General features: G+C 63.8%; 25 protein-coding genes and 1 pseudogene. 12 read left to right on the top strand and 14 right to left on the bottom strand.

Translation table 11 applies throughout. The features are described from left to right. Positions 1-67: 67 nt before the first annotated feature. The 4 genes and pseudogenes from U743_RS19715 to U743_RS02275 form a co-directional block, all read left to right on the top strand. The gene (locus tag U743_RS19715; RefSeq protein WP_084191296.1) at positions 68-472 is read left to right on the top strand and encodes a DUF4062 domain-containing protein; all 405 of its coding nucleotides are present in this window, start codon (positions 68-70) and stop codon (positions 470-472) included. Next, entirely contained in the window at positions 433-1113 is a 681-nt protein-coding gene (locus U743_RS02285; RefSeq protein ID WP_198022170.1) for a hypothetical protein, read from the top strand. Before U743_RS19715 ends, U743_RS02285 begins: the two co-directional genes overlap by 40 nt. 56 nt (positions 1114-1169) lie before the next feature. Continuing rightward, the gene (locus tag U743_RS02280) at positions 1170-2138 is read left to right on the top strand and encodes an IS5 family transposase (RefSeq protein ID WP_043770774.1); all 969 of its coding nucleotides are present in this window, start codon (positions 1170-1172) and stop codon (positions 2136-2138) included. 244 nt (positions 2139-2382) lie between these two features. Then, positions 2383-3345, top strand: a pseudogene (locus U743_RS02275) (IS481 family transposase); the annotation flags it as partial. On the opposite strand, the gene U743_RS02270 reads toward U743_RS02275, so the two are convergent. From U743_RS02270 to U743_RS02250, 6 genes are all read right to left on the bottom strand, one after another. Further along, positions 3311-4153: a DUF3883 domain-containing protein gene (locus tag U743_RS02270; RefSeq protein WP_043765211.1), complete on the bottom strand. Its 843-nt coding sequence runs from the start codon at positions 4151-4153 to the stop codon at positions 3311-3313. The pseudogene U743_RS02275 and the gene U743_RS02270 overlap by 35 nt on opposite strands. A gap of 62 nt (positions 4154-4215) precedes the next feature. Continuing rightward, positions 4216-5052, bottom strand: a complete 837-nt coding sequence (locus U743_RS02265; protein ID WP_043765209.1) for a restriction endonuclease — start codon at positions 5050-5052, stop codon at positions 4216-4218. Between the two features lie 171 nt (positions 5053-5223). After that, a complete protein-coding gene (locus U743_RS02260) occupies positions 5224-6246 on the bottom strand; it encodes a hypothetical protein (RefSeq protein ID WP_156966303.1) in 1023 nt (340 codons plus the stop codon). Between the two features lie 161 nt (positions 6247-6407). After that, positions 6408-7658, bottom strand: a complete 1251-nt coding sequence (locus U743_RS02255; protein ID WP_043765206.1) for a DNA cytosine methyltransferase — start codon at positions 7656-7658, stop codon at positions 6408-6410. 84 nt (positions 7659-7742) lie between these two features. After that, entirely contained in the window at positions 7743-8135 is a 393-nt protein-coding gene (locus U743_RS18525; RefSeq protein WP_198021887.1) for a DUF2924 domain-containing protein, read from the bottom strand. 255 nt (positions 8136-8390) lie between these two features. Continuing rightward, positions 8391-9284, bottom strand: a complete 894-nt coding sequence (locus U743_RS02250; protein WP_043765204.1) for a complex I NDUFA9 subunit family protein — start codon at positions 9282-9284, stop codon at positions 8391-8393. A gap of 175 nt (positions 9285-9459) precedes the next feature. Between U743_RS02250 and U743_RS02245 the strand changes: the two genes are divergently transcribed. After that, positions 9460-9807, top strand: a complete 348-nt coding sequence (locus U743_RS02245) for a toxin (protein ID WP_043765202.1) — start codon at positions 9460-9462, stop codon at positions 9805-9807. Next, positions 9804-10118 carry a helix-turn-helix domain-containing protein gene (locus U743_RS02240; protein ID WP_043765199.1) on the top strand — a complete coding sequence of 105 codons (315 nt, stop codon included), beginning with the start codon at positions 9804-9806 and terminating at the stop codon, positions 10116-10118. Before U743_RS02245 ends, U743_RS02240 begins: the two co-directional genes overlap by 4 nt. Here the strand turns inward: U743_RS02240 and U743_RS17890 are convergent. The 3 genes from U743_RS17890 to U743_RS02230 form a co-directional block, all read right to left on the bottom strand. Next, positions 10115-10477, bottom strand: coding sequence for a hypothetical protein (locus tag U743_RS17890; RefSeq protein WP_052367439.1), 363 nt, complete (start codon positions 10475-10477; stop codon positions 10115-10117). The two genes, U743_RS02240 and U743_RS17890, sit on opposite strands and share 4 nt — an antisense overlap. 119 nt (positions 10478-10596) lie before the next feature. Continuing rightward, positions 10597-11280 (bottom strand): esterase/lipase family protein, encoded by a 684-nt coding sequence (locus U743_RS17885; RefSeq protein ID WP_052367438.1) that lies wholly within the window; start codon positions 11278-11280, stop codon positions 10597-10599. Between the two features lie 208 nt (positions 11281-11488). Then, entirely contained in the window at positions 11489-11950 is a 462-nt protein-coding gene (locus U743_RS02230; protein ID WP_043765197.1) for a DUF3237 domain-containing protein, read from the bottom strand. A 281-nt stretch (positions 11951-12231) separates the two neighbouring features. Between U743_RS02230 and U743_RS02225 the strand changes: the two genes are divergently transcribed. Next, the gene (locus tag U743_RS02225) at positions 12232-13791 is read left to right on the top strand and encodes a hypothetical protein (RefSeq protein ID WP_198021885.1); all 1560 of its coding nucleotides are present in this window, start codon (positions 12232-12234) and stop codon (positions 13789-13791) included. Positions 13792-13869: 78 nt separating this feature from the next. On the opposite strand, the gene U743_RS02220 is transcribed toward U743_RS02225, so the two are convergent. Further along, positions 13870-14967, bottom strand: a complete 1098-nt coding sequence (locus U743_RS02220) for a DUF2855 family protein (RefSeq protein WP_043765193.1) — start codon at positions 14965-14967, stop codon at positions 13870-13872. A gap of 21 nt (positions 14968-14988) precedes the next feature. Next, positions 14989-15627, bottom strand: coding sequence for a lysophospholipid acyltransferase family protein (locus U743_RS02215; protein WP_052367436.1), 639 nt, complete (start codon positions 15625-15627; stop codon positions 14989-14991). 175 nt (positions 15628-15802) lie between these two features. On the opposite strand from U743_RS02215, the gene U743_RS02210 reads away from it, so the two are divergent. Together U743_RS02210 and U743_RS02205 are read left to right on the top strand one after the other, a co-directional pair. Beyond that, positions 15803-16669 (top strand): DUF1295 domain-containing protein, encoded by an 867-nt coding sequence (locus U743_RS02210; protein ID WP_043765191.1) that lies wholly within the window; start codon positions 15803-15805, stop codon positions 16667-16669. A 148-nt stretch (positions 16670-16817) separates the two neighbouring features. Continuing rightward, positions 16818-17324: a DedA family protein gene (locus U743_RS02205; RefSeq protein ID WP_052367435.1), complete on the top strand. Its 507-nt coding sequence runs from the start codon at positions 16818-16820 to the stop codon at positions 17322-17324. 54 nt (positions 17325-17378) lie between these two features. On the opposite strand, the gene U743_RS02200 is transcribed toward U743_RS02205, so the two are convergent. Beyond that, positions 17379-17864, bottom strand: coding sequence for a GFA family protein (locus tag U743_RS02200; protein ID WP_052367434.1), 486 nt, complete (start codon positions 17862-17864; stop codon positions 17379-17381). Positions 17865-17901: 37 nt separating this feature from the next. Then, positions 17902-18819, bottom strand: a complete 918-nt coding sequence (locus tag U743_RS02195; protein WP_043765188.1) for a metal-dependent hydrolase — start codon at positions 18817-18819, stop codon at positions 17902-17904. 199 nt (positions 18820-19018) lie between these two features. Between U743_RS02195 and U743_RS02190 the strand changes: the two genes are divergently transcribed. Further along, complete coding sequence (locus U743_RS02190) at positions 19019-19468, top strand: hypothetical protein (protein ID WP_156966302.1); 450 nt, start codon at positions 19019-19021, stop codon at positions 19466-19468. A gap of 152 nt (positions 19469-19620) precedes the next feature. Continuing rightward, the gene (locus U743_RS17880; RefSeq protein WP_156966301.1) at positions 19621-22371 is read left to right on the top strand and encodes a PKD domain-containing protein; all 2751 of its coding nucleotides are present in this window, start codon (positions 19621-19623) and stop codon (positions 22369-22371) included. Between the two features lie 56 nt (positions 22372-22427). Here the strand turns inward: U743_RS17880 and U743_RS02180 are convergent, their stop codons facing one another. Further along, a complete protein-coding gene (locus U743_RS02180; RefSeq protein WP_043765185.1) occupies positions 22428-23843 on the bottom strand; it encodes a dynamin family protein in 1416 nt (471 codons plus the stop codon). A gap of 200 nt (positions 23844-24043) precedes the next feature. On the opposite strand from U743_RS02180, the gene U743_RS02175 reads away from it, so the two are divergent. After that, on the top strand, positions 24044-24340 hold the full coding sequence (locus U743_RS02175; RefSeq protein WP_043765182.1) for a hypothetical protein: 297 nt from the start codon (positions 24044-24046) through the stop codon (positions 24338-24340). The last annotated feature ends 89 nt before the right edge of the window (positions 24341-24429 follow it).

Here is a 24429-nt window from a genome sequence, read left to right as displayed (position 1 = left end):
CTTATTGTTTGAAGAGGGCCGCCGCTCCGGGCGCCACACCTCTAGAAGAGAGAAGTAAATTTCATTTATGCCAAGAAACACCACAATTATTCAAGTTTTCGTTTCATCCCCATCTGACGTTCAGCACGAACGCGACCTACTAGAATCAATAGTAGACGAGCATAACGCAACTTGGAGCGCGCAACTCGGTATAACGTTCGAACTAAAAAGATGGGAAAACGACACAAGGCCCGCATTCGGGACGGACCCGCAAAATGTCATAACCTCTCAAATTGGGGATAGCTTCGACGTTTTTATAGGAATACTTTGGGGGCGTTTTGGGACAAAGACGCCCCGCGCGCAGTCCGGAACCCAGGAAGAGTTTCACAACGCATATCAGAGGTTCCGAGAAACAGGAGCGCCTGAAGTAATGTTCTACTTCAAAGAAGCCCCTTGCCACCAAGCACAATCAACCCAGCCCAGCTCCAATTAGTGCAAGACTTTAAGGCATCGCTTCCAGAGAAAGGCGGGCTTTACGGAACCTTCGAAGATGGGGCAGGCTTTCAGAGTTCTCTGAGATCCCACTTAGCAGCACTTGCACAAAAGTTCTCTGCGGACCAAAAAGACAAAACCGCTCAAAAGAGCGGCGATTTCATAGCGAAACGTCAACCCGAATCGAACGATGACGGAGAACTTGGCTTTTTTGACTACATCGACTTTTACGAGTTGAAGATGGCGGAGCTAACCTCGGTCGTGAAAACAATTGAAGAAGCCACATCAAGCATCGCAGGCAAATTAAATCAAAGGGCGGATGAAATAAGATCCGTCACCAAAGAGCAGCCTGATGCTGCATCCGCAAAACGCGTCATAACGAAGACTGCCGGCGACATGAATAGCTATGCTGAAACTATAGAGCGACAAATACAGCCCATGAACAAGTCGCGCCAGGAAGCACTGCAGTCGCTCAGTATGGCGCTTACAGTTTATGAGGAGTTTGGGGCAGATGACAAGAGCACCCTAAATGAACTATCGGGGAGCTTGGACCAGCTATTTGATAACCTCGACGAATCGCTCCACAGTTTATCCACTTATCGAGATTCAGTTGAAGGGCTGCCGCGCTTAAGGAAACTCTGATCAATCGCCCCGATCTGGGATGATGCCGGGGCACGGAGACGATGGTGAGCCAGTCGATGAAGCAGCGGACGTTCGCGGATCTTGAGCAGGCGCACAAGAAGAAGGTGACGCGCCGCGAGAAGTTTCTGGCGGAGATGGATGCGGTTATTCCGTGGTCGCGCCTGGAGGCGTTGATTGCGCCGCACTACCCGAAGCCCAAGGCGGGCAAGCCGGGGCGCCGGCCGCTGTCGCTGGCCACCAAGCTGCGCATCTACTGCCTGCAGCAGTTCTACGGGCTGTCGGATCCAGGCGCCGAAGAGGCGCTTTACGACTCCGATGCCATGCGCCGCTTTGCCGGCATCACGCTGACGGATGAGGCGGTGCCTGACGAGAGCACGATCCTGCAGTTCCGGCGGCTGTTGGAGCGGCACGGGCTGGCCGAGCAGATCTTTGCCGAGGTCAATGCCCACCTGCGCGAGCGGGGCCTGATGCTGCGCGAAGGCACGCTGGTGGACGCCACGCTGATCCACGCGCCCAGCTCGACGAAGAACCAGAGCGGTACGCGGGATCCCGACATGAGTCAGACGCGCAAGGGCAACCAGTGGTACTTCGGCTGCAAGGCGCATATCGGCGCCGATGCCCACAGTGGCCTCGTGCACACCGTTATCGGCACAACGGCCAAAGTCGCCGACATCACCCAGACCGAAGCCCTGCTGCACGGCGAAGAACGCATCGTGCTGGGCGATGCCGGCTATCGACGCACGGGCCGCAGCCTGGATGCCCCGGCGCCCGATAGTGGACCGCGCATCGTCACGCCTTACGTGCGCAGTGCCGGCAAGGCGCTGCTGGAATGGCAGCGCGCCGCCAACCGACGTCTGGCGTCTCTGAGAGCCCGGGTCGAGCATCCGTTTCGGATTGTCAAATGCCAGTTCGGCTACACCAAGGTCCGCTATCGCGGCCTGACCAAGAACACCGCGCACCTGCACAGCCTGTTTGCCATGGCCAACCTCGTGGCGGCCCGAAGACAGCTGCTGGCGGCAGGATAGGTGCGTCCAATGACAACGAAATCGGGCTTCTGCAGAGGCTGAAGCCCCCGAAACAGCCTTCATTTCACCCGGTGTGCAGCCTGCAATGTCTTCGCGGTCACTCATCCGACTTTGATCAGACATTCCTTAACTGCAGAACTAAATGTCAGGTCCCGGATGATCACCTTCTTCACAATAGGTGTCCGCTGCTGATGGGCCGTGAGGCCCTGGCGGGTGTTTTGGCACGATGGGAGAAGGATCCGGAATGCTCCTGAGCTTGCATAAGAACGCGACCACCACGCCGGCGATGCGCCAAGCGATTCGGGAAGCCGAAGGCACCGTTGACGAGTTGGCGGTGCGCTTCGGTCAGTCGCGGGACACCATCATGAAGTGGCGCCGCCGAGAGTCGACGGCGGATCGCAGTCATACGCCGCATCGGCTGCGTAAAACGCTGAACGACGGGCAGGAAGCGCTGGTGCTGTATTTGCGCACCACGCTGCGTCTGCCTCTGGACGATCTGTTGGCGGTAACGCGGGAGTTCATTGCCCCGCAGATGAGCCGCTCGGCGCTGGACCGGATGCTGCGGCGCCACGGCGTGTCGAAGCTGCCGAAGGAAGCCGATGCCGAGGTGCGCAACAGCAAGCCCTTCAAGACCTACGAGCCCGGCTTCGTGCACATCGATATCAAGTACCTGCCGCAGATGCGCGACGAGGACAAGCGACGCTACGCCTTCGTGGCCATCGACCGCGCCACGCGCTGGGTCTACGTGCAGCTGATGGCCGACAAGAGCACACGCTCGGCTGAGCGTTTTCTCAAGGCGCTGCACGAGGCGGCTCCGTTCAAGATCCACACGATCCTGACCGACAACGCCAAGGAATTCACCGACCGCTTCACCGCCAACGGCCAGCGTCAGCCGACCGGGGCGCACGGCTTTGATCAGCGCTGTGACGAGCTGGGTATCGAACATCGCCTCATCCCACCGGGTCGGCCCCAAACCAACGGCATGGTCGAGCGCTTCAACGGCCGCATTGCCGAGGTCCTGCGCACGCATCACTTCCGAAGCAGAGACGACCTGGAAGCCACACTCAAGCGCTATGTCTGGCTCTACAACCAGCACCTGCCCCAGAAAGCGATCAGTCATCGCACGCCCATCCAAACCATGAAGGATTGGCAAGCCCATAAGCCGGAGATATTCAAAAAAGCTGTTCGCAATCATCCGGGACCTGACATTCCAGGCGTCCCGGCAAATCGAATAGCTGCGGGCGCCTGCGAAACGCGAAGACCCGGTACAAGTGGAAGGCTTCCGCCTCCTGTCGGGATAGGGCCAGCTCATTACGGCTGAGGAAGAATGGCGTCTCCTTGGCGAAGGCGGTGGTCTTGACCTCGATAAGCCGCTCCCGCCCATCGAGATCGAAGGAGAGCACGTCATAGCCGAGGCCGTCGCCTCGCGTCACCGCGACATGCTCTACCCGTTCGCTCAGGCGCCGCTTGCCCGCACGGTGCAGCCGATCATGCTCATAGCTAACCACTAACTCCTCACCGGCTTTGCCAAGCGATCGATTGCTCGCTTCCAGTGCAAGGTAGTCCCGCTTCACCGCCAGCCTACGTCCCGCATATTCCGGCGGCTGCTCGCGTACGCCCACCCCCGTGGCTTCCGGCGCATCAGCCAGCAAAGTCTCGAAGTCCGGTTCCAGCGGCTTGACAGCGGGTTGCTTAGCGGCAGCTTCGGCCGAAGCATCCAATTCGCGGGACACCGCCATGCGCTCGGTGAGCACGTCGAACAGCAGTCTCTGGTAATTCGATAGCGGCTTGTAACCCGGCACCGCGTGGCACCCCAGTTCAAGCATGATTGCGCTGATGTTCTGGTGCTTGCGCTCGATAGAGGCGTCCGAGCGACCCTGGAGCAGGCCTTTCAGGCGCTTTCGGTGCTGAGCTTTCACATAATGTTGACCCGAGTACTCCAGCGTCAGCATATGGAGATAGTCGGCGACGATCGCCTCGACTTCCTCACGGCTCCATGGCGTCACTTCCGCCATCGCTTAACGACGCACCAAAACCTTGGCCTGCGTGCGCGCGTCTACACGATTCTCGCAAATGCTCATGACTGGGCGGCCTCCACGGTCTGCTTGCAAGCAGGGTATTTGCTGCACCCGTAGAAGGTGCGGCCCGCGTTGGCGCCACGCTTCGCCGTGCGCAGAATCATCGCTGCGCCACAACGAGGACAGTCGGGCTGGGGCCTCCCTTCGGCAGACACGGCCGGCTCACTTCGCGGCTGCTCCGGGGCGCGCTCCAGCATGTCGCGCGCGTTCAAGAGCGTGATGTTGCGGCCCTCGGCGAATTCATGCGCCGCGCGAGTGAACTCGCCCACACCCACGACGAAGCCGCCGACCGCGCCACGCGCGGCCATAACACCGAACAACTCGCGGACCACTCCGACACCGATCTTGCTCGCGCGCCACTGCTTGCACTGCACGAGAAAGCTTTCGCCGTTGCGGCTCAGGACAAGATCGACACCGCCATCCGCGCCATCGGCAGTTGGCCTGACTGCGTACCCATCGCGTTCGAAACCGGCGCGAACGAGTTGCTCGAACTCCTTCCAGCTGATATCCAGCAGCCCGGCAGCACCGGCGCGGGATTCCGCCTCTGAAAGCAGCTTCCGGCGACGCCGCTTGGCCAACCAAGACACCAGTGCCGCGATCGCCAGAACCGCGGGCACCAGATATTGAAGAAACATACCCGCCGTTTGCGCGATCTGACTGGCAAAAACCACTCCCAAGCCATCGAGAGCGTCGGCCTTCGGCACGGAAATGCGAGCCAGAGCAGCGAAACCGATATAGGCCACCGGGATCAAGGCGACGCAAAACTGCCACGGCAGTTTCGCGAGAACGCTGATCCAGTCCTCAAGCTCGGATTTTCTTTTGCGTCGCCGCGCCATGCGCTTTCCACCGGATGGATTCACTGGCGTTCTTAGCACAAGAACTACTTATCGGGAACAACTCACGCTCTTCCAGAGCCACCCCGCCCAGCGCGCGACCTTAGAGGCCGCCTGCGATGTTAGTGGGCGCCCCTTGAGGCTTGGAGCAGTAGCCCTCCTTACGGCTTTGCCCTAGGCTGACGCGACACGGCTAAGAATCTCCCTCGCCTGGCTCGACCAGCGCTGGTCGATGCGCACGTTGTTGTTCAGCCGGCCCACGCAGTTCTTGTGCGCATCAAGTTGGCTAGTGACAACGTACTGGAATGACCAGTCTTCGGTTATCGGGTGCAGGCACGCGGCTACGACGTCGAAATCCTCGGGCCGATAGTAGCGTGAGCAGGGATCCCCCTTTGACGCACGGGTGCGCTGGAAATCCAGCCGCGGCGTGCCATCGGCCATCGTCTTGCGCAGGACGTTCTTGCACTCGATGTATATCGGACGCGGCGCCCCGGGGAAACGTACTTCGATATCCGGGCGGCCTTCTTCCTCGACGCGATAGCACTCGGCAATACCGGCCATCGCGTGCTGTAGTTCGCGTTCGAGATGCACTTCCGCCACCCAGCCCCGCACCGCCATCTTGAGCCGCGGCGCACTCTCTATGAGGTCGAGGATCTCGCTATGCGTCAGCTGCAGCTCTTCGGAGAGCTGGTGAAGCTTGTCCGGATTGGGCACTGCCTGCGCGACCGCGAATCCGGAGCGCTCCAGTGCGCCAAGGTCCGCAATCTTCTCAGCCAGAAGCTGTCGATGACCGGGGTCCATGCCCTTGGCCGCGCGCTCGAAGCGGACGTAGCGTAGAAAGCTCTCGCGCACGCCACCGACCAGTATCTCGATGGGCTGCTCGCCGCGCTGGCCGCGCCGTATCCGCTCCCACGCTGCCCAGCCGTCCTCCTGAATCTGCCGGACGTGTTCCTCCTTGTACTCGACGGAGATGAAGAAACGGGTCGGACTGTGCAGCACTGGGTCGGCGCCTACGAAAACGCCGCGCTCCGGATCAATACCGAGAAAGAGCGTTGTGTAGACCTCGTATGGGTCCTGCCACAGCTCGTGCTCCTGCTTGTTGTCCTGACCGTATTTGACCTGGAATCGGTGCTCGTCGTCCGGCCGATTCCGCGTACGTTGGCTGTTGGCGAAGAAGGCGTAGGCAATGATGCCCATTCGCTCGCCGTCAGGTGCTTCGAAGCTGATGCGAAATGGCGCCTCACCGGAAGCGGAGCAACGAAGGATGCGGCAGCCGCACGTCTCGAGCGCCTCGCGCATGTAGGCAAGCAATGGCGCCTTCTGCGCACGACTAACGCCGTAACGGTGGTACTCCATAACTACACGGCGCTACGGGCCACGGCGCGATATCCCTTACCGGTTCCCGGGTGCGCCTGGTGCTCGCCGACGAGGTGAAGATACTTCTCCGCCACGGGCTGCACCGGCTCCGGTGGCGGCACATCATCACGCCGCTCCGGGATCAGGGTAGGCGCCACCGCATCGACCGTGCCATCGCCGAGAAGTCGCTGCCGAATACCCAACGCGAGCATCTCCGCCAGAGCGGAGGGCACGGCGTTGCCAACCTGTTTCTGGACCGCGCCGAGGGAGCCAATCACCTCGAAGCTGTCGGGCATGGTCTGCAACCGGCATAGCTCACGACCCGATAACCGCCGGCTCTTCCAATGAAAGGGCCCCGTCGCTGGCCCGGGCTGGGCAGTCAGCGTCCAGGATGGTTGATCCTTGGCGAGCTTGAGCAGGAAGTTCCAGAAGCGCCGACGCCAACCGAATAGCGGCATACCCTCGCCACGCTCGGTGTGGTGGAGGTAGTTCGCTCCCTCGGGAATGGAGGGCAGTAGATCACCCCACTTCCCGCGCATTGCCAGCTCGGGGCTGTCGTCGTCCTGCAGATCCCACAGCGCGTCCCAGGCGGTGCGATACGGCGGCAGCCGTGTGTCCAACGGTAAGGCGCGCTGCGCTTCTAGGCTCGCTGGCGCGTACGTGGCGGGAAAGCTCCCAATCGAAACGCCGTCGCGGCTGGCTATCAGCAGAGCACGCTCACGGATCTGGGGAACCCCATAGTCCGCCGCGTTCAGCACAAGCAAATCAGCCTTATAGTTTGTACCGCAGGCTTGGTTGATGGACTCGAGCGTGCTCTGAATCAGGCGAAAGCCTTCGTCTTTGCCGCGATAGGCGAGACCGGCGACGTTCTCCATGAGGAAAGCGCGCGGCTGCGTGTCCCGAACCACGCGCAGGAAGGCGGCGACTGTGTCCGCGCGCGGATCATCCAGTCGACGCGCATCGCCGGAAGCCCAGTAACCGGCCTTAGAAAAGGGCTGGCAAGGTGGACCGCCGATAAGAACATCGGCCTCGCCCACTTCCAGGCCAGCCGTTCTCAGCAGCTCGTCCGAGGAAACAGCGTGAATGGAGCGGTCGATGACCGGCCATTCACGGTTGGCGCGAAGGGTCTCGACGCACGGGCTATCCATCTCCACCGCCACGCGCGTATCGAAGCCCGCCGCCTCGAAGCCGAGATCTAGCCCGCCGGCCCCGGTGTACAAGCTGATAGCGGTAAATCTGCCGTCGCGCGTCATCGAGTTAGTTTACCGCCGTCGAGGCGAGCCTCGCGATGCCTGGACATGGACGCAAGCGTGGCGAGTTCGCCCGTGAACGGCCACTCAACGTAGCGCTTCGATAGATTGCCAGCCCACCTTTCCCGGGAACCGGCATTCCCAGAAGCGCCACCCGTTTACAGCGCTTCCAGTGATGGCGACTGCCGCTGAAGAAGGCGACGTATAGCGCTTGCCATTAACGATAAGCCCTCCATCCTCGACGTGACCGGTATGAACTATCCCTTTATAGGAACTTCTGAACTCCGTGCCTTTTGGGAATCGCACGCCTTTAGCTATCCAACCGCCCGAAGCTGTTCGTTCAGCATCTCGCTCCTTGCTCTCAGAAGCTGCGCCAAGACCAAGCAAATCACGGATGACGTCGTTGTAACTAACGTCCTCTGTCGTTCTCCGCACCGTGAGCTGCTTATAAACGTCAAAGTCAACATCAATGCTGTACATCGCACGTCTCCTCTTAGGATCGTTCATGCACTATAGCCCTTTAATTGCTTGCGAGCAAATTTTGTCACTTGGAGATCTTTTAGAGACTCAGGAGTTAGAGAGACCACGCTCGATCTTCCCTATGTACGCGTAGACCACGGTTTCGGTTGAGTCCGCAGCACGAAGCAGACAACGCACTCCCTCGGCAGACCGCCGCAGTGCACGCCCGAAAAGAGACTCATAGGCTCGCAAGTTCAGTGACTATGCACTCACGCCTCAGCGCAGGCACTCGGACAGCGTGGCTGCGAAGTCCCGCGGCGTGATGCCCAATTCCGCGAATCCGGCGGCGCCAAGACCGACCACATTGTCCTGACGCATCAGCAGCACCTGGTCACGGGTCAGCGGCGGGCTAGGCAAACATGCAGCCATCGCTGCGAGCAGATGCCAGACAGCGAAAGGCACCGGCACCAGCAACCGCCGGCGGCCAGTTGCGGCGAGCACCTGAACCAGGATCTCGCGATAGCGGTAGGTGCCCGCACCACCCAGCTCGAAGGTACGGCCGGCGGTCGCCGGATATTCAATTGCACGCCGCACTGCACTGGCGACGTCATCCACATGCACGGGATGCAGGCGGGTTTCGCCCCACCCGAACAGCGGCACCAGCGGCAGACGGGTAACGGCCGTTAGCGTGCTTACGAAGGAATCATTCGGCCCGAAGAGCACGCCGGGCTGCAGGATGACGGCGTTGCCGCATGCCTCGCGCACGGCGTGCTCTCCACGGGCACGGGCACGGACATAGGCCGAGGGGGAGGATTCGCTGGCGCCGATGCCGGAGATATGGATCAGCTTTCGCTCGTCCTGTACCTGGGCAGCCTCAGCTACGTTCCGGGCGCCTTCGACATGCACGCTCTCGAAGTCCAGCCCCGGCGCTTCGACGTAGAGGGCGACGGCGTTCACCACGGCGTCCGCGCCTTCCACGGCTCGGGCAACCGCTGCGGGGTCGCGCACGTCGGCGGTGATGGGCTCTACGCGGTCCGCCCATGCGGGGTTACCCCGCTCCGGGTTTCTGGTGGCTACGCGCACCGCATGGCCGGCCTCAAGCAGCGTCGACACGATCCTGCGGCCGAGAAAGCCGGTGCCCCCGAATACGGTTACCGTCGATGCCACCATCCCATCAGCTTAGCAACGGCGGGCCATTGGCCGAAGCGTAATGATCACGGCCGTGTCCATTCTGGTGGCTGAAGACAGAGGCGCCTACCAAGGTCCCTGGCTAACTGCTGTGAGCGCGATCCGGTCATAGGGCGGCATTGACAAAGGTACGCAGATTGCGTACCTTTTTGCTCGCATGAAGGCCGTGTTCATTGAACTGCCAGCTTTCGAGAGTCGACGCGCCGACTACATGACTGAGGGGCAGTTCTCTGAATTGCAGAGCATGCTTATGGATGACCCAGAGGCTGGAGATCTCGTTCCAGGTGCTGGCGGTGTCCGAAAGCTGCGGTACGCAGATCCCCGTCGAGGTAAAGGGAAGCGCGGTGGGCTGCGGGTGATCTATTACTGGTGGAGCGGCGGCCCAGAGTTCTGGCTGTTTACGCTCTATGACAAGAATGAAGCGAGCGATCTGACCGCAGACCAGAGGAAAGCCATCGGAAGGCGGGTCAAGGCGGAGGTCACCGCGCGGAGCAAGCGAAGATGACGAAGCGAAATCTGTTCGACGAAATCAACGAGGGCCTGGATGCGCTTGAGAAGCAGCGCACCGGCAAACGCACGCTGCGCACCCACACACGGAAAGCACGGCCTGCTCAAGACATCACCCCGGAAGAGCTGATCGCATTGCGGACACAGCTCAATCTGTCCCGCCCGGTGTTCGCGGACTATCTTCGAACGAAGGAGCGCACCCTGGAGAATTGGGAGCAGGGACGCGCAAAACCGAACCAGCAGGCAGCGCTCCTGATTCGTTTGGTCGAGAAGTATCCCGACACCGTGAAGCGACTGGCCGCGATCTAAGTACGGTCAGGCGCCAGCCAGCGGTCCAGGCAGGCGTGGACCTCGGGGTGGGCGAGCAGCTGCAGGTGGCCGACGCCCGTGACGAGCAGGCGGTTGGCCGCTGGAATACCCAGGGAGCGCGCGGGGTCGCGGTGATCGCCCAGGGCACTGCGTGGCGCGACCAGGCCGTCGCCCAGGGGCCGGCGCAAGTGGTCGTTGCGATCCGTTGCCAATGACGCGGCGACCGCGAAGTGCTCGATGTTCGGCGCCAGCGGCGTGATCTGCCGGCGGTCGTCGTGATACGCGAAGCGCTCCGGATGGCAGTCTTCGTCGACGACGTTGCCGTGACGCAGGTCCGTGATACCGGCGCTTCGGATCATGCCCAGTGCGGCCAGGGGCGCGGAATAGGGACTGATCTGGAAGGCGGCCTGGAACCAGTTGCCGCCGCGCTCGACGGCGGAGCCGTGATGCGGCGAGGCGAGGTAGACGGCCTGCCGGGTCAGCGCCGGCCAGCGGTGGCCGCGCTTGCCGGCGGCATGCAGGGCGCTGCGGGTGACCAGCCCCCCCCCATGCTGAAACCGATGAAACGGATGGAACGCACCGGCACGGGCCAGTCGTCGACGAGCTGTTCCAGCTTGTCGGCCAGCTCGTGGCCGTTGACGGCGATATGCCGGCCCGAGTTGTAGTGCGCCCAGACCGGGCTGTAGCCATGGCTGCGTGCCACGGCTTCGCCATGGTTGTGCCCCTTCCAGGTGAAGAAGCTGTGATGCATCGCCAGGCCGTGGACCATGACCAGAATGTCCGGGCCGGCGTCGGCGGGCTCGCTGACCAGTTCCATGGGAATGGCCAGCGGATTGTCCGTGGCTTCCAGGTGATCACCGACCACGCCGTTGAGGGCGGAGACGAGGGCGAGCGCGGCGGGGGAATCCGGCGCCTCATACTCCAGGTGCTCGGCCACCTGCGTCAGCGTGGCGTCCACGCCCTGGCGCACCGCGCCGTTGACCTGCCGCACGGCCTCGTGCACCAGGCCGGCGATGCCCCGGGCACCGCCTTCCGGCGCGCGGCCGAAGGGCAGCGGGAAGGCCGAGATGTTGCGGTACATCCCTTCGACGATATTCGTGACGCCGTCGACGGTATCGAAGCCCAGGCGGGCGGCGCCCTGTACGCTTTGTGCAATACGCATAGCTGCTCCCCACGGCGTGCGGAGGACGAAGTGCACAACTGTACACTAACCTTCGCGTAGTGTCGCGGGCCAGCTGGTCCAACCAAGGAATCGGGCGCGGATTCTTTCCGGCCCAGCAATATAGGTGTTGCCCCAGCCCTGCCTGCCGTGCGGCCTGCTCGGTGGCTGCGCACGCCGCGGGGTCGGATAAGGCTGGGGCAGCCTGAAATCAGTCGTTGACGCACTGATAGACGTTGTACTCCACCCCGGGACCCGGCACCGCGCGGCCTTCGCTGACGCACTGGAGCTGGTTGAGCCATTGGTAGCGCTCGTCGCCGGTCTCGAAGCGCGGGGCGGTGAAGAAATTCTGGTCGCCGTACTGGGTGGGCGTGTCGCCGCCGCCGAGAATGGCCATGACCCCTTCGGTGAGCTGCAGCACGCCCTGGTACTGCATGTAGATATGCGCGCCGTCGTCGGTGAGTAGCGTGCCGCGCACGTCGATCCGGCCGTAGCCGTCGGGATGGGCCAGCAGCCAGTCGCCGCCGCAGCTCAGGAGCTTGCCCTTCAGCTTGGGGCCTTCGAACCAGCCGCCGGTGACTTCCACGATCATGCGATTGCCGAATGGCCCCTCGCCCACGGGTTGCGGGGCTCTGAGCTCGGCGTGATAGGTCAACAGTTTTTCGAGTTTCAAAGGTGTCTCCTCCGTTTTTCTTGCAACTTCGTCGGATTGTGCGCGCAAGGCCGCCTGCAGCGCCCTGCCTAAGCGGGTAGGCCCTGGCAGCCAGGGACGCAGCCGCCCAAGCGACCCGGGTTGGCGAAGCGCGTATACCGGATCGTGGGGACAAGCCCGACAGCCGCGCGGATAGCCACCCGGTCACCGCGGTAGTATGCTGCCCGCAAACAGAAAGCTCCTGCATGGGAGCGTAGGGGGCGGAGATGTGGAACCACCGAAGGGGAGCGGGGTTATGCCTCGTGTGGCTGGGTCTTGCCCTGCTGCATTCCGCGCCGGCCATCAGCCAGGCAGCCATCACGGCATCGACGAGCGAGGGCGGCAGCGCCGTCGTCGTGCCGTACTACACGGTGAATGACGGCTGGTCGACGCTGATCAACCTCACCAACACGTCGCGCAACAGCCTCGCCGTGAAGCTGCGCCTGCTCGAAGCCCGGAATGGGCGCGATGTTCTGAACTTCACCGTGCTGCTCGCGCCCACCGACGTATGGGCCGGATGGCTGACAGCCGACGCGATGGGCCGCCCGGTGGTCCGCACCAACGACCGCAGCTGCACCGTGCCGCTGCAGCTGCGCGACGACGCCCTGACCGCCGACGAGCTGGCCTATTCCACGAGCCTGAACCAGCTGCTGCCGCCGGGCGAACCGGGGCGCTTCACCGATCACACCGCCACCAACGGCGATCCTTCGCGCATGTCCGAGGGCTACATCGAGATCGTGACGATGGGCGAAGCGCAGCGCCACGGCGCGGAGGAGACCATCCCGTGGTACGCCAGCCCCGTGGACGGCGAGCCGCGCGACTGCGCGCGCGTCGAGGCCGCCTTCGGCAATCAAACCGATAGCTGGGAAGGCGGCATCAGCGCTATTCCAGGAGAGGCCGGCTCCGGGGACCCGGTAGCGCGCGAGGAAGGCAACTATCGCGCCCTGCAGAGCGCGCAGCCCTTGCGGGTCAACGTCTCGCTCGTCAACAAGGCGGGGGGCTTCGCCGCCGGCATCCCGTCAACGCATCTTGCTGGCTGGGGCCTGGGGCAGAACCTCGTCACGGCCACGGCTTACCCGTGGCGCCTGGAACCCACTCTGGCCGCACATGAAGGTCTATGGAGCACCGGTGGACTGGGCGCGGTCGACGAAGCGCTCAAAGCTGTTGAGGTCGGCAACGAATGGACGCGCAACCCGGCCACCGGTGCATCGTCCGACTGGGTGCTCACCTTCCCCACCAAGCGCTATCAGAGCGACGAGCACGTCGCCAATGTCGCGGCGGGCTGCAGCGCCTGGCGCCACAAGGGTTCCAGGGACGGAGGGCCGGACGCTGTGGCCGGTGAAGTCTTCGATGGATGGCCGGAAGACGATCCGGATTCGCCGCGAGAGGTTCTCTCCAGGTTCGAGGTCACCGGACTGCGCGAGCATCTCTGCCCCAGGCTCGGACACATCCCTTTCCAGCAGGATAACGACGGCAGGGCTGAGATCTATTCGGTGGCTTACCGCATCCTTGACCGGGAGACCGGTCACAGCCCGTGGATCGAGCCCGCCCCGGGCTCGGCGGCGATTCCACCCTATGCCGCCAACGTCATCAGCATCGGCAGTGGAACGGCCGAATCTGCCCTGCGCTCCGCAGTGCCCTTATTCATCGATACCGGCGCACTCGGCGGCGGCGCATCTAACGGCTGGCTCCGCTACCGCATCGCCCCGGAGGCTGGTCTGACAACGCGGCGCGCGGCGACCGGCTTCGTGTTCAAGCTCCGGGATTTCGGCGACCCGTCCCGGAACTTCTCCCAGGCCACGCCGCACGCCTACAAGCGCTGAGTCGTCACGCTAGCCATCGGCGACTGAGCACGGTGCTGGCACTACGGCAATCCGGCGCTAACCGTCGCCGCGTGCAGCCTATCGATCCAGACGAATCACATGGCCGTCGCGTGGTGGCACGCGACCGGCCAGCAACTGCTCGAAGACTTGCCGGGCATCCTCGAGCCCCTGGCCTTCGACCACCTCAAGCAGATCGCGTTGTGCGTCATCGACGTGGGCGTGGAAGCGCGACCAGGCGCCGCCGAGCTGTTCCCCGAATCCCTGCGGGCCCCACTCGCCGATACGCTTGCCGATCTGGTCCGGCGCGAAGAAGAACTTCGGCGGCGGGCCGGGCAGTTCCTGCTTCTGCGGCAGCTCGACGGTCTGGGCGGAGCCCACCACGCAGCTGTGCTTGAGCTGGCTGCAGTGATGGTGAATGCGGCTGCGCAGTTCGCGGTCGCCGGAGAAATCCACGTAGAGCGTAGGAATCTTCGCGTCCAGGCTCTCCAGCTCGGGATAGATCAGGGTGCGCTGGTAGCAGCCGGAGCCCGTGACGAATTCGCGATTGGGCGCGGAGGTCAGCCCGATCGTCTCCACCGCATCGCCAATGCAGAAGGCCGTGCCATAGGCGGTCTTGCTGGAGGCGCTGGATAGCAGGACGCGCTCGGCGCCGAACCAGTCGTTGTCGGCCAGGAAATCGGCCAGCGTGAAGGAGGTGATGAACAGCGGTCGGTAGATGGCCTGGAAGGCCTCGCTGTCCGGGGTGTACAGCGGGTCGTGCTGGCAGCGGAAGTACTGGTTGTAGGCCGGGGGCAGCGGCTGCCGGTGGGCGGTGCCGTCGCGGAAGCCGTGATCGCCGACCTTCACCGGCTGCACGCGCAGCACGCTGGCCGGCGGGAAATAGCCGTAGAAGCGGTCGCCTGCGCTGAGGCCCTCGACCTTCGAGGCGACCACATTGGCGAAGCCCCAGACCGGCACCTGGCCCCACTCGTCCTCGCCGGTGGGAAAGAACTCCCAGTAGCGCATGGCCTCACCGTAGGCCGCGTAGGTGACGTTGTTGGTGGTCAGCGAGAAGAGGTCGGGCGCGAGCAGCGCCTCGCCCGCGGCCGGCTCTGCAGGCGGCGCCTGCTCCTCGACGCGGCTCTTTGTCAGATCGTGTTTATTGACCAGCAAACGGCGGGCGCTTTGCAGGGACATGGTCTCCTCCGGTGGTTGTGGTTATCTGCCGAAGCGTTCTTCCATCTGCACCAGGCTGCGGGCAATTTGCTCCTGGAATAGAGGAAAGTCCGCGAAGGGCGTGTCATTCGCAACACGGATCGGCGCCCCGTAATACACGTCGATCCGGGTAAATGGCTTGGGAATGCGGAAGGCATCCCAACTGCGACAGGACCAGAAGCGTCTTGGCAATGGCAAATAGGGGACGATGGGAATGCCGGTCTGGCGCGCCATCTCGATAATCCCGGGCTTGACCTCGAACGCGGGGCCCTTCGGCCCGTCGACTGTCACCGCGCCTGATAGGCCGCCATTGAGTTCGGCAATCATTTCATCCTTGGCCGCCTTGCCACCCTTGTCGGCGTCACCCTTTCTGGAACTGCCGCGACAGACCATGTGCCCGAGGCCCTCGCACACTTTCGTCACGGGGTCGCCATCACGCGAACGCGAGATGATGACCACGTGACGCCGGCCGGTCTGCGCGAGGATGCCGGCGAACAGGTTCTGATGCCAGATCGCCAGGATGCAGTGGCTTGCGTCCGGCGGCGCGGACACGGCAGCTTGACCGTCAAAGCGAAAGCGATAACTCGTCTGCATCAGCCGAACGATGCGATAGATGACGCGGTTGAGCAGGCGTAGGCCCATGATGGGGTCTCAGTGCTTATAGATGACGGCGGGCAGCCATTCTTGCAGGAATATGCGCCCCGGCGCGCAGCTTCTTTGTGACGTGTGCTGCGACAGGCTTTGTTGCAGCGCCGGCATAGGTCACACTCTGACTAACCACTGCCCGGCGCTCGGCGCCGTCGCCCCGGAGTTTCCTTTGCGCAACAGCGTTGCCTTTGTCATCAGCCTGCTCGTAACCCTGCTCGCGCTGGGGCTGGCCGTGTTACTCGACGATGGTGCGCAGCACCTCGCCGGGCTGCCCTTGCTGGCCGCGCTCGCACTGTTCGCCTTTGCGGTGCAGTGGCTGGTCTTCATCCCCTCCTTCCTGCGCCAGACCGAGCACTACTACGATCTGGCCGGCTCGCTCACCTACGCCAGCGTGATCCTGCTGGCAGCGGGCCTCGGCGCGCCGGATGCGCGCGGCGGGGTGATCGCAGCGCTGGTGCTGATGTGGTGCGGTCGGCTGGGCAGCTTCCTGTTCCGCCGCGTCAAGCGCAGTGGCAAGGACGGTCGCTTCGATGACATCAAGCCGCACTGGGGCCGCTTCTTCATGGCGTGGACTTTCCAGGGGCTCTGGGTCTTCATGACGCTGCTGGCTGCACTGATCGCGGTCACCAGCCCGGCCGCATCAAACTGGGACGTGTGGGCGACGCTGGGCCTGGCGGTCTGGGTCGCGGGCTTCGCGATCGAGGCGATTGCGGATCGCCAGAAGTCGGCCTTCCGGGCAGAACCAGCCAACCGCGGACACTTCATCCGGCACGGTCTCTGGGCTTGGTCGCGGCATCCGAATTACTTTGGCGAGATCTTGCTGTGGACGGGCATCGCCATCATGGCAACGCCGGCAATGGCCGGTTGGCAGTGGCTGGGATGGGCCTCGCCGCTGTTCGTCTTCTGGCTGCTGAACAAGGTCAGCGGCATCCCGATGCTGGAGAAGCGTGCCGACAAGAGCTGGGGCGGCGATCCAGAGTACGAGGCGTACAAGGCCAGCACACCGGTGCTGTTTCCGCGCCCACCGCGGCACTAGGAAAGCTCAGATTTCTTGCTGCGCTCGACATCTTGGCCGCCGGCGGTGCTCGAAATGCTCATGTATTACCCCATACACTGCGCTTCCCACGCTCCGGCGGCGGCCAAGATGCCTTCGCTCGCGACATGAATCAGAACGTCTCTAAGCCATGATCGAATCCATCCTCGCCTGGGCCAGCGAGCACCGCGACCAGGCGCTGTGGCTGGTTCCACTACTCGCCTTCATGGAGACCTGCGTGGGCATCGGCCTCTTCGTGCCCAGCCTGATGCTGGTGGTGGTTACTTCGGTGTTCTACGCCAACGACTGGGCCAATCTCTGGCTGATGGCAGGCATGGCGATGGTGGGCTCGTCACTGGGTGACCATGTCGGTTATTACGCCGGTCGGGCGATCGGCCACCGGGTGCATGGCTGGCGCATCATCCGCCGCAATCAGCAGCGCTGGGAGCGCACCGAGGCCATGGTGCGCCGCTTCGGTCCCTGGGCCATCTTCATCGGCCGCTTCATCCCCGCCATCCGCAGCCTGGTGCCCGCGATGATGGGCATCACCGAATTCGAGCGCGCGCGTTACACGATGTTCGATGTGATGGCCTGCAGCCTGTGGGCGCTGGGACTGGTCGCCATCGTGCAGGGCGCGCATCATCTTTTCCTGCCATGAGTTCAGTGCACGCGGCACGCCGATCGTAGCCCCGTGCCGAAGTCAGCAATGCCGCTAAGCGACGCCCCGATTCCGCCACCATGCGGGATATATGGCGCGCGCGAAGGCGAGCTGGCTCTTCAGGTAGCCCTGGTACTTGGGCAAGGCATCGTCGACGTCGACCATGCGCTTTTCATAGAACACATGCATGCACGGTTCGGGCAGTAGCGCATCACCCGCGAAGTTCGCAGTCGGCACGAAGGTCAGGCCCGGATAGAGCGGCAGGCGCATGAACTCGACGGCCGGCTTGTCACAGGAAGCACATTTACCCCGCTGCACCGCTGGCGGTGGCCGGTAGGTGTCGAAATGCACGGTGCCTTCCGGAGGCGGTACGACACCCTTGGTCAACAGCACCACCATATCGGCAAGGGGCGCGTCGTTGAAACGCTGGCAGACCGTGCAGTGACAGATAAAGCGCATCAGCGGGGGGCGCTGCACGCTGAAGGCCGCCGCACCGCACTGGCATTGGCACTGCTGGTGAAAGTCCGCGTGCTGGGGCACGTCTGCTCGTTGGTTGCGGGCGATCGGGCGATGCGGCTTAGGATGCCTGCGCGGACGGCGCCGGCATGCGCAGAATGCGCGCCATCTTCTCCCGGTCGATCTCCAGGACATCGCCACCGCTCTTCTCGTAGCGCCGCCAGGCAATCTGGATCGGGCTTTGCCGATTGGTCACGATGGGATGCCGACGTGGATCATATGAGCGGCGCATGGCCGGTGCGGCGTTGCGCAGAAGCTGCGCGAGGATGCGCACCAGAAAGCCGAGACTGCGTGCCGCCTTGAGCGGCCCGCGCATCCAGCCTTCGACACGGCACATGTGCACATAGGCCCGCACCGTTTCCTCAACGATGTGCCGCAGCGCCACCAGCACCATCCACTTGCGATACCACTCGTGCTCGCCGTAGAGGTGCCGGTAGACGTCGATCGCCACTGCGCCGTGCTCGACCTCCTCCACCTGGTGCCACACCCACATGGCATTAATGACCGGGTGCGAATCCGCCAGCCAGCGCGGGTGATTCTGCAGGACGATCGCCCCGGCGAGGAAGGTGAAGGTCTCGTAGCCGGCCGTGAAGCCCACGAGTCGGCGCAGATCGTCCTTCTGGGCGCGCTCGGCAAAGTAATCACGCGCTCGGGCATCGCAGTCGGCGATCTTCGGGTAGCGCTTGGCGAACATTTCATTTAACGCAACGAAGTTGCGCGCGTGATGCGCTTCCTGCCCGATGATGGCCGTGACGTCGCGCTGTAGCTTCGGGTCCCGAATATGGGGCCGCGCCTGGCGCATGGAATGCACCAGATAGCGCTCGAAGTACGGCACATGCACCCCGAAGGCATTCAGGAATACGGAGAAGATCGGAGAGCTCCGGCTCCACACCAGTTCGTCGGGCGACAGGGCCTCAACACTGAACTTCAGTTGTCGGACCGGAAAGTCCGACATGGGGTGAATCGGCGCAGCATCCATTTGTCTCCTCCTCACCCGAAGCGGGTGATCGTCCCTGCCGAAGGTTATTTCCCTTCTCTGGCGGGGCTTCCGCGACTCGCATTCCGCGATACAGGACCGGCGGGAACACTACCCGTACGATCGTTCAACGACTACTATCGCGCCATTACTCAGTACAACGCAAGGGAGACACCTCATGAATGGCCTGCACGCGAACCGAATGATTAAGCACGGGGTGGCGGCGATGCTCGTCGCCCTGGTTGGCGGCTTCGCCCTCGCCTTCTCCATGCTGCAGGGCGTTTCCCTCTCCCCCATACCAGTCTTTCTGGATGTCGAGATCCCCGGCAGTACACGCGGCTGGCGCATCTTTCATATCGGCATGCTGATGAACGGCATCATGGCCATCGCACTGGCCTTCGCCCTGCGCGCTGTCACCGTCACGGCCACCGGCGCCGCACTCGTCAGCTGGGGCGTCATCATCGCCGTGTGGGGCAATGGCATGTTCTATCTCTTCGGCATGTTCGCCCAAAACCATGGGCTTTCCCTGCACGAGTCGCCGCTAGGCGATCCCAGCCTCGCTGGCGCCCTAGCCTTCATCCCCGCCATTGTCGGTGCGGTGGCGCTGACGGTGGCATTGATCGTGCTGCTATTGGGCGAGCGCATCGACTGATGGATCAATAAGGGAAGCTCGCGAACGCGCCCTCCGCGGGCGAATTCCTTCTGGCCGTGGCAATGCGCCGTCCATCCGGAGCGACCGGCGGGGCAACAAGGCTGTCACGCAGAACCGATACCGTGTGACAGATTCTTGACCGGATAATGATCTTGCAACGCTCACTCGCGCTTCACGCCATCTGTGCGTCGGCCTGGCTTGTTACCGCGTGCGGCGGCGGGGACGACCGCAGCACCAGCAGCCCGACCGACTCAGCCAACATCGCCCCCACAGTCGAACTCTCGGGCCCCTCTCAGGTCGTGGAAGGCGACGACGTGCTTGTTTCGGCCAGCGCCGATGACCCCGATGGCACGATCACCCGCTTCGATTGGACCGTCAGCAGCGGCACCGTTGCCCCGCAGTCTCCCTCCAGCACGAGGCACGAGTACCGCTTTAGGGCCCCGGACGTATCCCAGCCCGAGACCATCGAGCTGACGGCCACGGTGGTCGACGATGCCGGCGCCAGCGCCTCTGCCGTCTACAACGTCACCGTGCTCGACAACGACGACCCGGCCGAAGCACCGGAAGTCTCCGCCGGCGCCGACCGCTCGGTCGAGGAAGCGAGCACGCTGGAGCTGGTCGGTACCGCCACCGCCAAGGGTGGACGCTCCATTCGCGAGCTGGAATGGGCACAGCTGAGCGGCCCGACCGCAGAGGTCGACGGCGCCACCGACCAGAACATCCTGCGGCTGACTCTGCCGCAGGTGGCCGAGGACACGCCGCTGAGCTTCCGTCTGACGGCCACCGACTCGGCCGGTGTCCAGGGCACGGACACCGTGCGCGTCACCGTGCTCGATGTGGTGGCGAACGCCCTGCCGATTGTCGACGCCGGCAGCGGGCAAACGGTGACTGCGGGTGACGAAGTCACGCTGCGCGGCACCGCCGGCGATCCGGACGGCAGTATTGCCGAGCTGCGCTGGGAGCCGCGTTTCACCGATCCGGCCATCGAGCTGCTGGGCGTCGACACCCTGGAAGCTGTGTTCACCGCACCCAATTTCTCTGAACAGACCGAGCTGAACTTCGCCCTGGTGGCCATCGACAACGAAGGCGGCCGTGCCGAAGACATGACGGTGGTCACCGTGCTGCCGATCGCCAACACTCCGCCCAGCATCGACTCAGCCCTGGCCGATCCGGCCACCGCTTTTTCCGGAGACAACGCTGCGCTGCGTGCGCAGGCCAGCGACGCCGACGCCGACCCCATCGCCCTGAGCTGGAACCAAGTCGAGGACGCCGCGCCGCGCGTGGCCATTCGCGACGCCAACACCGCGGATGCCGGCATCACGCTGCCGAAATTGGACGAGCAGACGGCTTTCCAGTTCGATATCACCGCCTCCGACGGCATCGACAGCGCCAGCCGCACGGTCACGCTACAGGCCACCGCCCGCGAGGAAGCCGAGCCGAATCCGCTCTCCTGCCTATTCAATCCGCTGCAGCCCGGCTGCCCGCTGGCACCGGCGGCCGACCTGCTGGACCCGGCCGCCTTCGCCCTGTGCGCGGCCGGGCCTCTCACGCCGGGCTGCCCCTTCTCCGAACTCATCATCGCCGACCCGCAACTGCTGGCCTGCTTGACCGATCTCGACCCCGACGGATGCATCGGGCTGCTCACCAGCCTGACCGATCCCAGTTATCTGCTGGAGCGGATTCCGCCGGATGCGCCCGCCAACACCTGCACACCGTTGTACGACGCCGCCAGCTTCGAGCCCTACATCGGCGCGGTGCACGAACACACCGGCTACTCGGACGGCACGATCAACACCCGTCCCGCAGACGTCTTCGCCAAGGTGGCGGAGCGCGGCTACGACTTCGCCTTCAGCACCGAGCATTCCGACAACACGCGCCTGCCGCTGACGGTCACCGGCGACTGCGCCTCAGCGCAGCTGCTGGAGTGCGTGATCGCCGATGACGACAACCCCGTGGACTCCTTCTTCAAGTGGCAAGCCACGGCGGAACAGGCGGCAGCAGCGACCACGGATGCCTTCACCGCCCTGCGCGGCTTCGAGTGGACCTCCGACCGCTTCGGCCACATCAACGTGCTGTTCTCGCGCAATGTCATCAACGCCAAGACCACCTCGGGCTACGCCGTATCCATGACCGAGTTCTGGCAGTGGCTGCTGTACCCGGCGCAGTTCGGCGGCGGCGCCGACGGGCTGATCAGCTTCAATCACCCCGGCCGCGAGGACGACATCGAGGGCATCCTCGACCCCATCGGCGGTGACCCGGCCTACACCTTCAACGACTTCCGCTTCGTGCCGGGCGCCGACTACCGGACCGTGGGTCTGGAAGTCTTCGGCAAGGGCTCGGAGTACGACTCCGGCGGCCCCGGCGGCAGCTGGCTGGCGTATGCGCTGGACAAGGGCTGGCACGTGGGTGCAGTCAGCTCAGAGGACCACCACGGCACTGACTGGGGGGCCTCCAACCTGCCCAAGACGGTCCTCATCGCCCGCTCGGTGGCCGCCGACGACTTGCGCGAAGCCATGCTGGCCCGCCGCATGTACGCCGTCGCCCAGCGCTACGACGATCTGCGCATCGGGTTCACCATCGACGGTGCACCCATGGGTGCACGCCTGCGTCGTCCGGCAGGCAGCGAGCTCGCGCTCGAAGCCTGGGTGGAACGCGGCGGCACAGCCCTTCCAGCGGTGATCGAGCTGGTGACCGCTGGCAACACCACGATGATGCAGAGCGAAACGGCCAATCTCGCAGTGGACGTGACCGTGCCCGACGCCGAGCGCTACGTCTTCCTGCGCATCAAGGACGCGGAGACGGGACGGCCGATCGCATTCTCCAGCCCGATCTGGCTGATGCCCGGGAACGAGCCGCTGCCTGCCTGCGAGGGGCCGGCTCCGCAGAGCAACGGACTGCTGTAGCCGGAGGGCACCGGGAACCGCGCGCCCCGGGCTCCCAACAGGCCGCCGTAGCGACGCTACCCCGAGGGCATGGTGAAGCGGTCATTGAGCCGCTGCACCATGGTTTCGCGGTTGGCGACGACTTTATTCACTCGGCGCCGCGCCAGCGGATTCCAGCCCGGGGGGTTGGCCAGCAGCATGCTGCGCCACCATGGCTTGCCCTTGTTGAAGGCCCGACGCATGTCCAGCCGGAAGGGCTGCTGCCAAGCGGGCGGAATCTTCTTGGCGATTCCCTTGGCGGCGAACTCGCGCAGGCTCAGGTGTGCGGCCACCGCCACGGCGGCAACGCCTACGACGAGGATCCAGCCCATGATCGTGCCGGAAAACAGGGTGCTCAACAGGCTGCGGGTGCCGTCATTGGCCCAGAACAATCCGGCCAGCAGCGCCAACACCACGGGCACCAGCGCCAGCCCGTCATACAGCAGGGTGCGGCTGCGCCATTGCCGGCGGTATTCGCGCAAATCCTGCGCGCCCCCGACGCCGCGCAGCGTCTCGGCGGCGCTTTGCAGCAACTCCACGACACGGTAGGTGCGGTCCACCTCCACCGCGCGAATACGCCGGTGAATCTCGGCCATGTCCTCATCCTTCTTGGCCTTGAAGCGCGTTGCCAGAGTCTCGTCCGCAATCGGCGCGGCGGCCTGCTCGTCGTAGATACGCAGGAAATGCCCCGCAGTGAGGCCGGCAGAGGCCAGCGCCCGCTGCCAGGCGCCAACCAAGTCTTCCGGGTTGTCCTCGGCCGCGGCCGCGTCGATCTGGTTGAGGACGAACACAAACTTGGAGGCGTCATCGCGGGCGATGGTGCCGGCCACCAGGTGCTGGAGGGTGTCACGCATCGAGCCCGGCTCGGGATGGCGCGCGTCGAAGAACACCAGCACCAGGTCGGAAAGGTCGATGATGCGATCAGTGATGCGCAGCGTGGCGGTGCGCTGGCTGTCCGCGTCGAAACCCGGCGAGTCCAGCAGAATCTTGCCGCGAACGGCCTCGGAATTGCAGGCGCGCAATTGCAGGTAGGTATTGATCCGCCGACCCTCGCCGGCCGCGACCTCGTCGATGTCTCCGCTGATCCGGTAGAAGGGAAAGCGCGGATCAGCATCCAGCGCCGAGCCCGGTAGAGTGCGCGGCTCTTCCTCCTCGCCGTAACAGATCACCGTGAAGCGATCGTCCACAGCCTGATTGCCGGTGCGTTGTAGCTCCAGCCCCAGATAGCCGTTGATGAAGGTGGACTTGCCCGCCGAGAAAGTGCCCAACAGAGAGATCACCGGCCACCAGGGCACGCGCCGTGTGAAGCTGTCGTCAGGGGCCAGCAGGCCGAGGCCGCGAGCCACGCGGTCCAGTTTTCGGAACTCCGCCAGCGGCTCGAGCAGCAGCGGATTCTCGCGCTTCAGATGCTCCTCGAGAGTAGCGGCATGGCGCGTTTCGGCGGAAGAATTCAACTAAGGGTATCCGACCAGCTGTACCGCAGTATCTCGCCGGCCCTTGGGTCGGTCAAGCCACGCGCGCTAGCCGAACCACGCGGCCGACGCATGTTCGCGACATAGACCGGCCCCTGCTGCGCGCGGAGCAGGAGCACGCACTCTGGCAGTGGATCCGGCAAGCTGAGCCACGCCCCAGGACAAATGCCGAGGCGACAGCGATGATTGAAGTCGAGCAGCTTTCCGACGACGACCCGAAGCGCTTTCGGGTCACCCTGCGTGACGACGCAGGCGAAGCCCGCTTCGAGGTGACGATGCGCCAGGCCGATATGGCGCGCTACGTCGGCCAGAACTGTCCACCGGCGCGCTGCGTCGAGGCAGCCTTCGCTTTCCTTCTGGACCGCGAGCCGCGGCAATCAATTCTGAAGCGCTTCGATCTGAGCGTGATTCCGACCTACTTTCCGGAATTCGCGGAGAAGCTGCCGGATTACGTCGCGGAGCTCGACAGCACGGACTGACCGTACCGCCACCGGGCGTGCGAGCACTCAGCCGGAAGGGCATGTCACACGGCGCGCGGCCATCTCGTCATTAGGGCAAGGAGCTGCCT

Source organism: Algiphilus aromaticivorans DG1253, assembly GCF_000733765.1.
Taxonomy (GTDB): Bacteria; Pseudomonadota; Gammaproteobacteria; order Nevskiales; family Nevskiaceae; genus Algiphilus; species Algiphilus aromaticivorans.
Note: the sequence above shows the minus strand (reverse complement) of the source record. Positions and strands in the feature narration are given on the sequence as shown.

What these genes read in the sequence shown, in the direction of transcription:
- U743_RS02280 (WP_043770774.1), top strand. Translation starts at nt 1,170, where the DNA reads ATGAAGCAGCGGACGTTCGCGGATCTTGAGCAGGCGCACAAGAAGAAG.
- U743_RS02250 (WP_043765204.1), bottom strand. Translation starts at nt 9,284, where the DNA reads ATGGTGGCATCGACGGTAACCGTATTCGGGGGCACCGGCTTTCTCGGC.
- U743_RS02260 (WP_156966303.1), bottom strand. Translation starts at nt 6,246, where the DNA reads ATGGGCATCATTGCCTACGCCTTCTTCGCCAACAGCCAACGTACGCGG.
- U743_RS19715 (WP_084191296.1), top strand. Translation starts at nt 68, where the DNA reads ATGCCAAGAAACACCACAATTATTCAAGTTTTCGTTTCATCCCCATCT.
- U743_RS02255 (WP_043765206.1), bottom strand. Translation starts at nt 7,658, where the DNA reads ATGACGCGCGACGGCAGATTTACCGCTATCAGCTTGTACACCGGGGCC.
- U743_RS02240 (WP_043765199.1), top strand. Translation starts at nt 9,804, where the DNA reads ATGACGAAGCGAAATCTGTTCGACGAAATCAACGAGGGCCTGGATGCG.
- U743_RS02205 (WP_052367435.1), top strand. Translation starts at nt 16,818, where the DNA reads ATGATCGAATCCATCCTCGCCTGGGCCAGCGAGCACCGCGACCAGGCG.
- U743_RS02245 (WP_043765202.1), top strand. Translation starts at nt 9,460, where the DNA reads ATGAAGGCCGTGTTCATTGAACTGCCAGCTTTCGAGAGTCGACGCGCC.
- U743_RS17885 (WP_052367438.1), bottom strand. Translation starts at nt 11,280, where the DNA reads ATGCGTATTGCACAAAGCGTACAGGGCGCCGCCCGCCTGGGCTTCGAT.
- U743_RS17890 (WP_052367439.1), bottom strand. Translation starts at nt 10,477, where the DNA reads ATGATCCGAAGCGCCGGTATCACGGACCTGCGTCACGGCAACGTCGTC.
- U743_RS02215 (WP_052367436.1), bottom strand. Translation starts at nt 15,627, where the DNA reads ATGGGCCTACGCCTGCTCAACCGCGTCATCTATCGCATCGTTCGGCTG.
- U743_RS02175 (WP_043765182.1), top strand. Translation starts at nt 24,044, where the DNA reads ATGATTGAAGTCGAGCAGCTTTCCGACGACGACCCGAAGCGCTTTCGG.
- U743_RS02190 (WP_156966302.1), top strand. Translation starts at nt 19,019, where the DNA reads ATGATTAAGCACGGGGTGGCGGCGATGCTCGTCGCCCTGGTTGGCGGC.
- U743_RS02265 (WP_043765209.1), bottom strand. Translation starts at nt 5,052, where the DNA reads ATGGCGCGGCGACGCAAAAGAAAATCCGAGCTTGAGGACTGGATCAGC.
- U743_RS18525 (WP_198021887.1), bottom strand. Translation starts at nt 8,135, where the DNA reads ATGTACAGCATTGATGTTGACTTTGACGTTTATAAGCAGCTCACGGTG.
- U743_RS02195 (WP_043765188.1), bottom strand. Translation starts at nt 18,819, where the DNA reads ATGGATGCTGCGCCGATTCACCCCATGTCGGACTTTCCGGTCCGACAA.
- U743_RS02220 (WP_043765193.1), bottom strand. Translation starts at nt 14,967, where the DNA reads ATGTCCCTGCAAAGCGCCCGCCGTTTGCTGGTCAATAAACACGATCTG.
- U743_RS02270 (WP_043765211.1), bottom strand. Translation starts at nt 4,153, where the DNA reads ATGGCGGAAGTGACGCCATGGAGCCGTGAGGAAGTCGAGGCGATCGTC.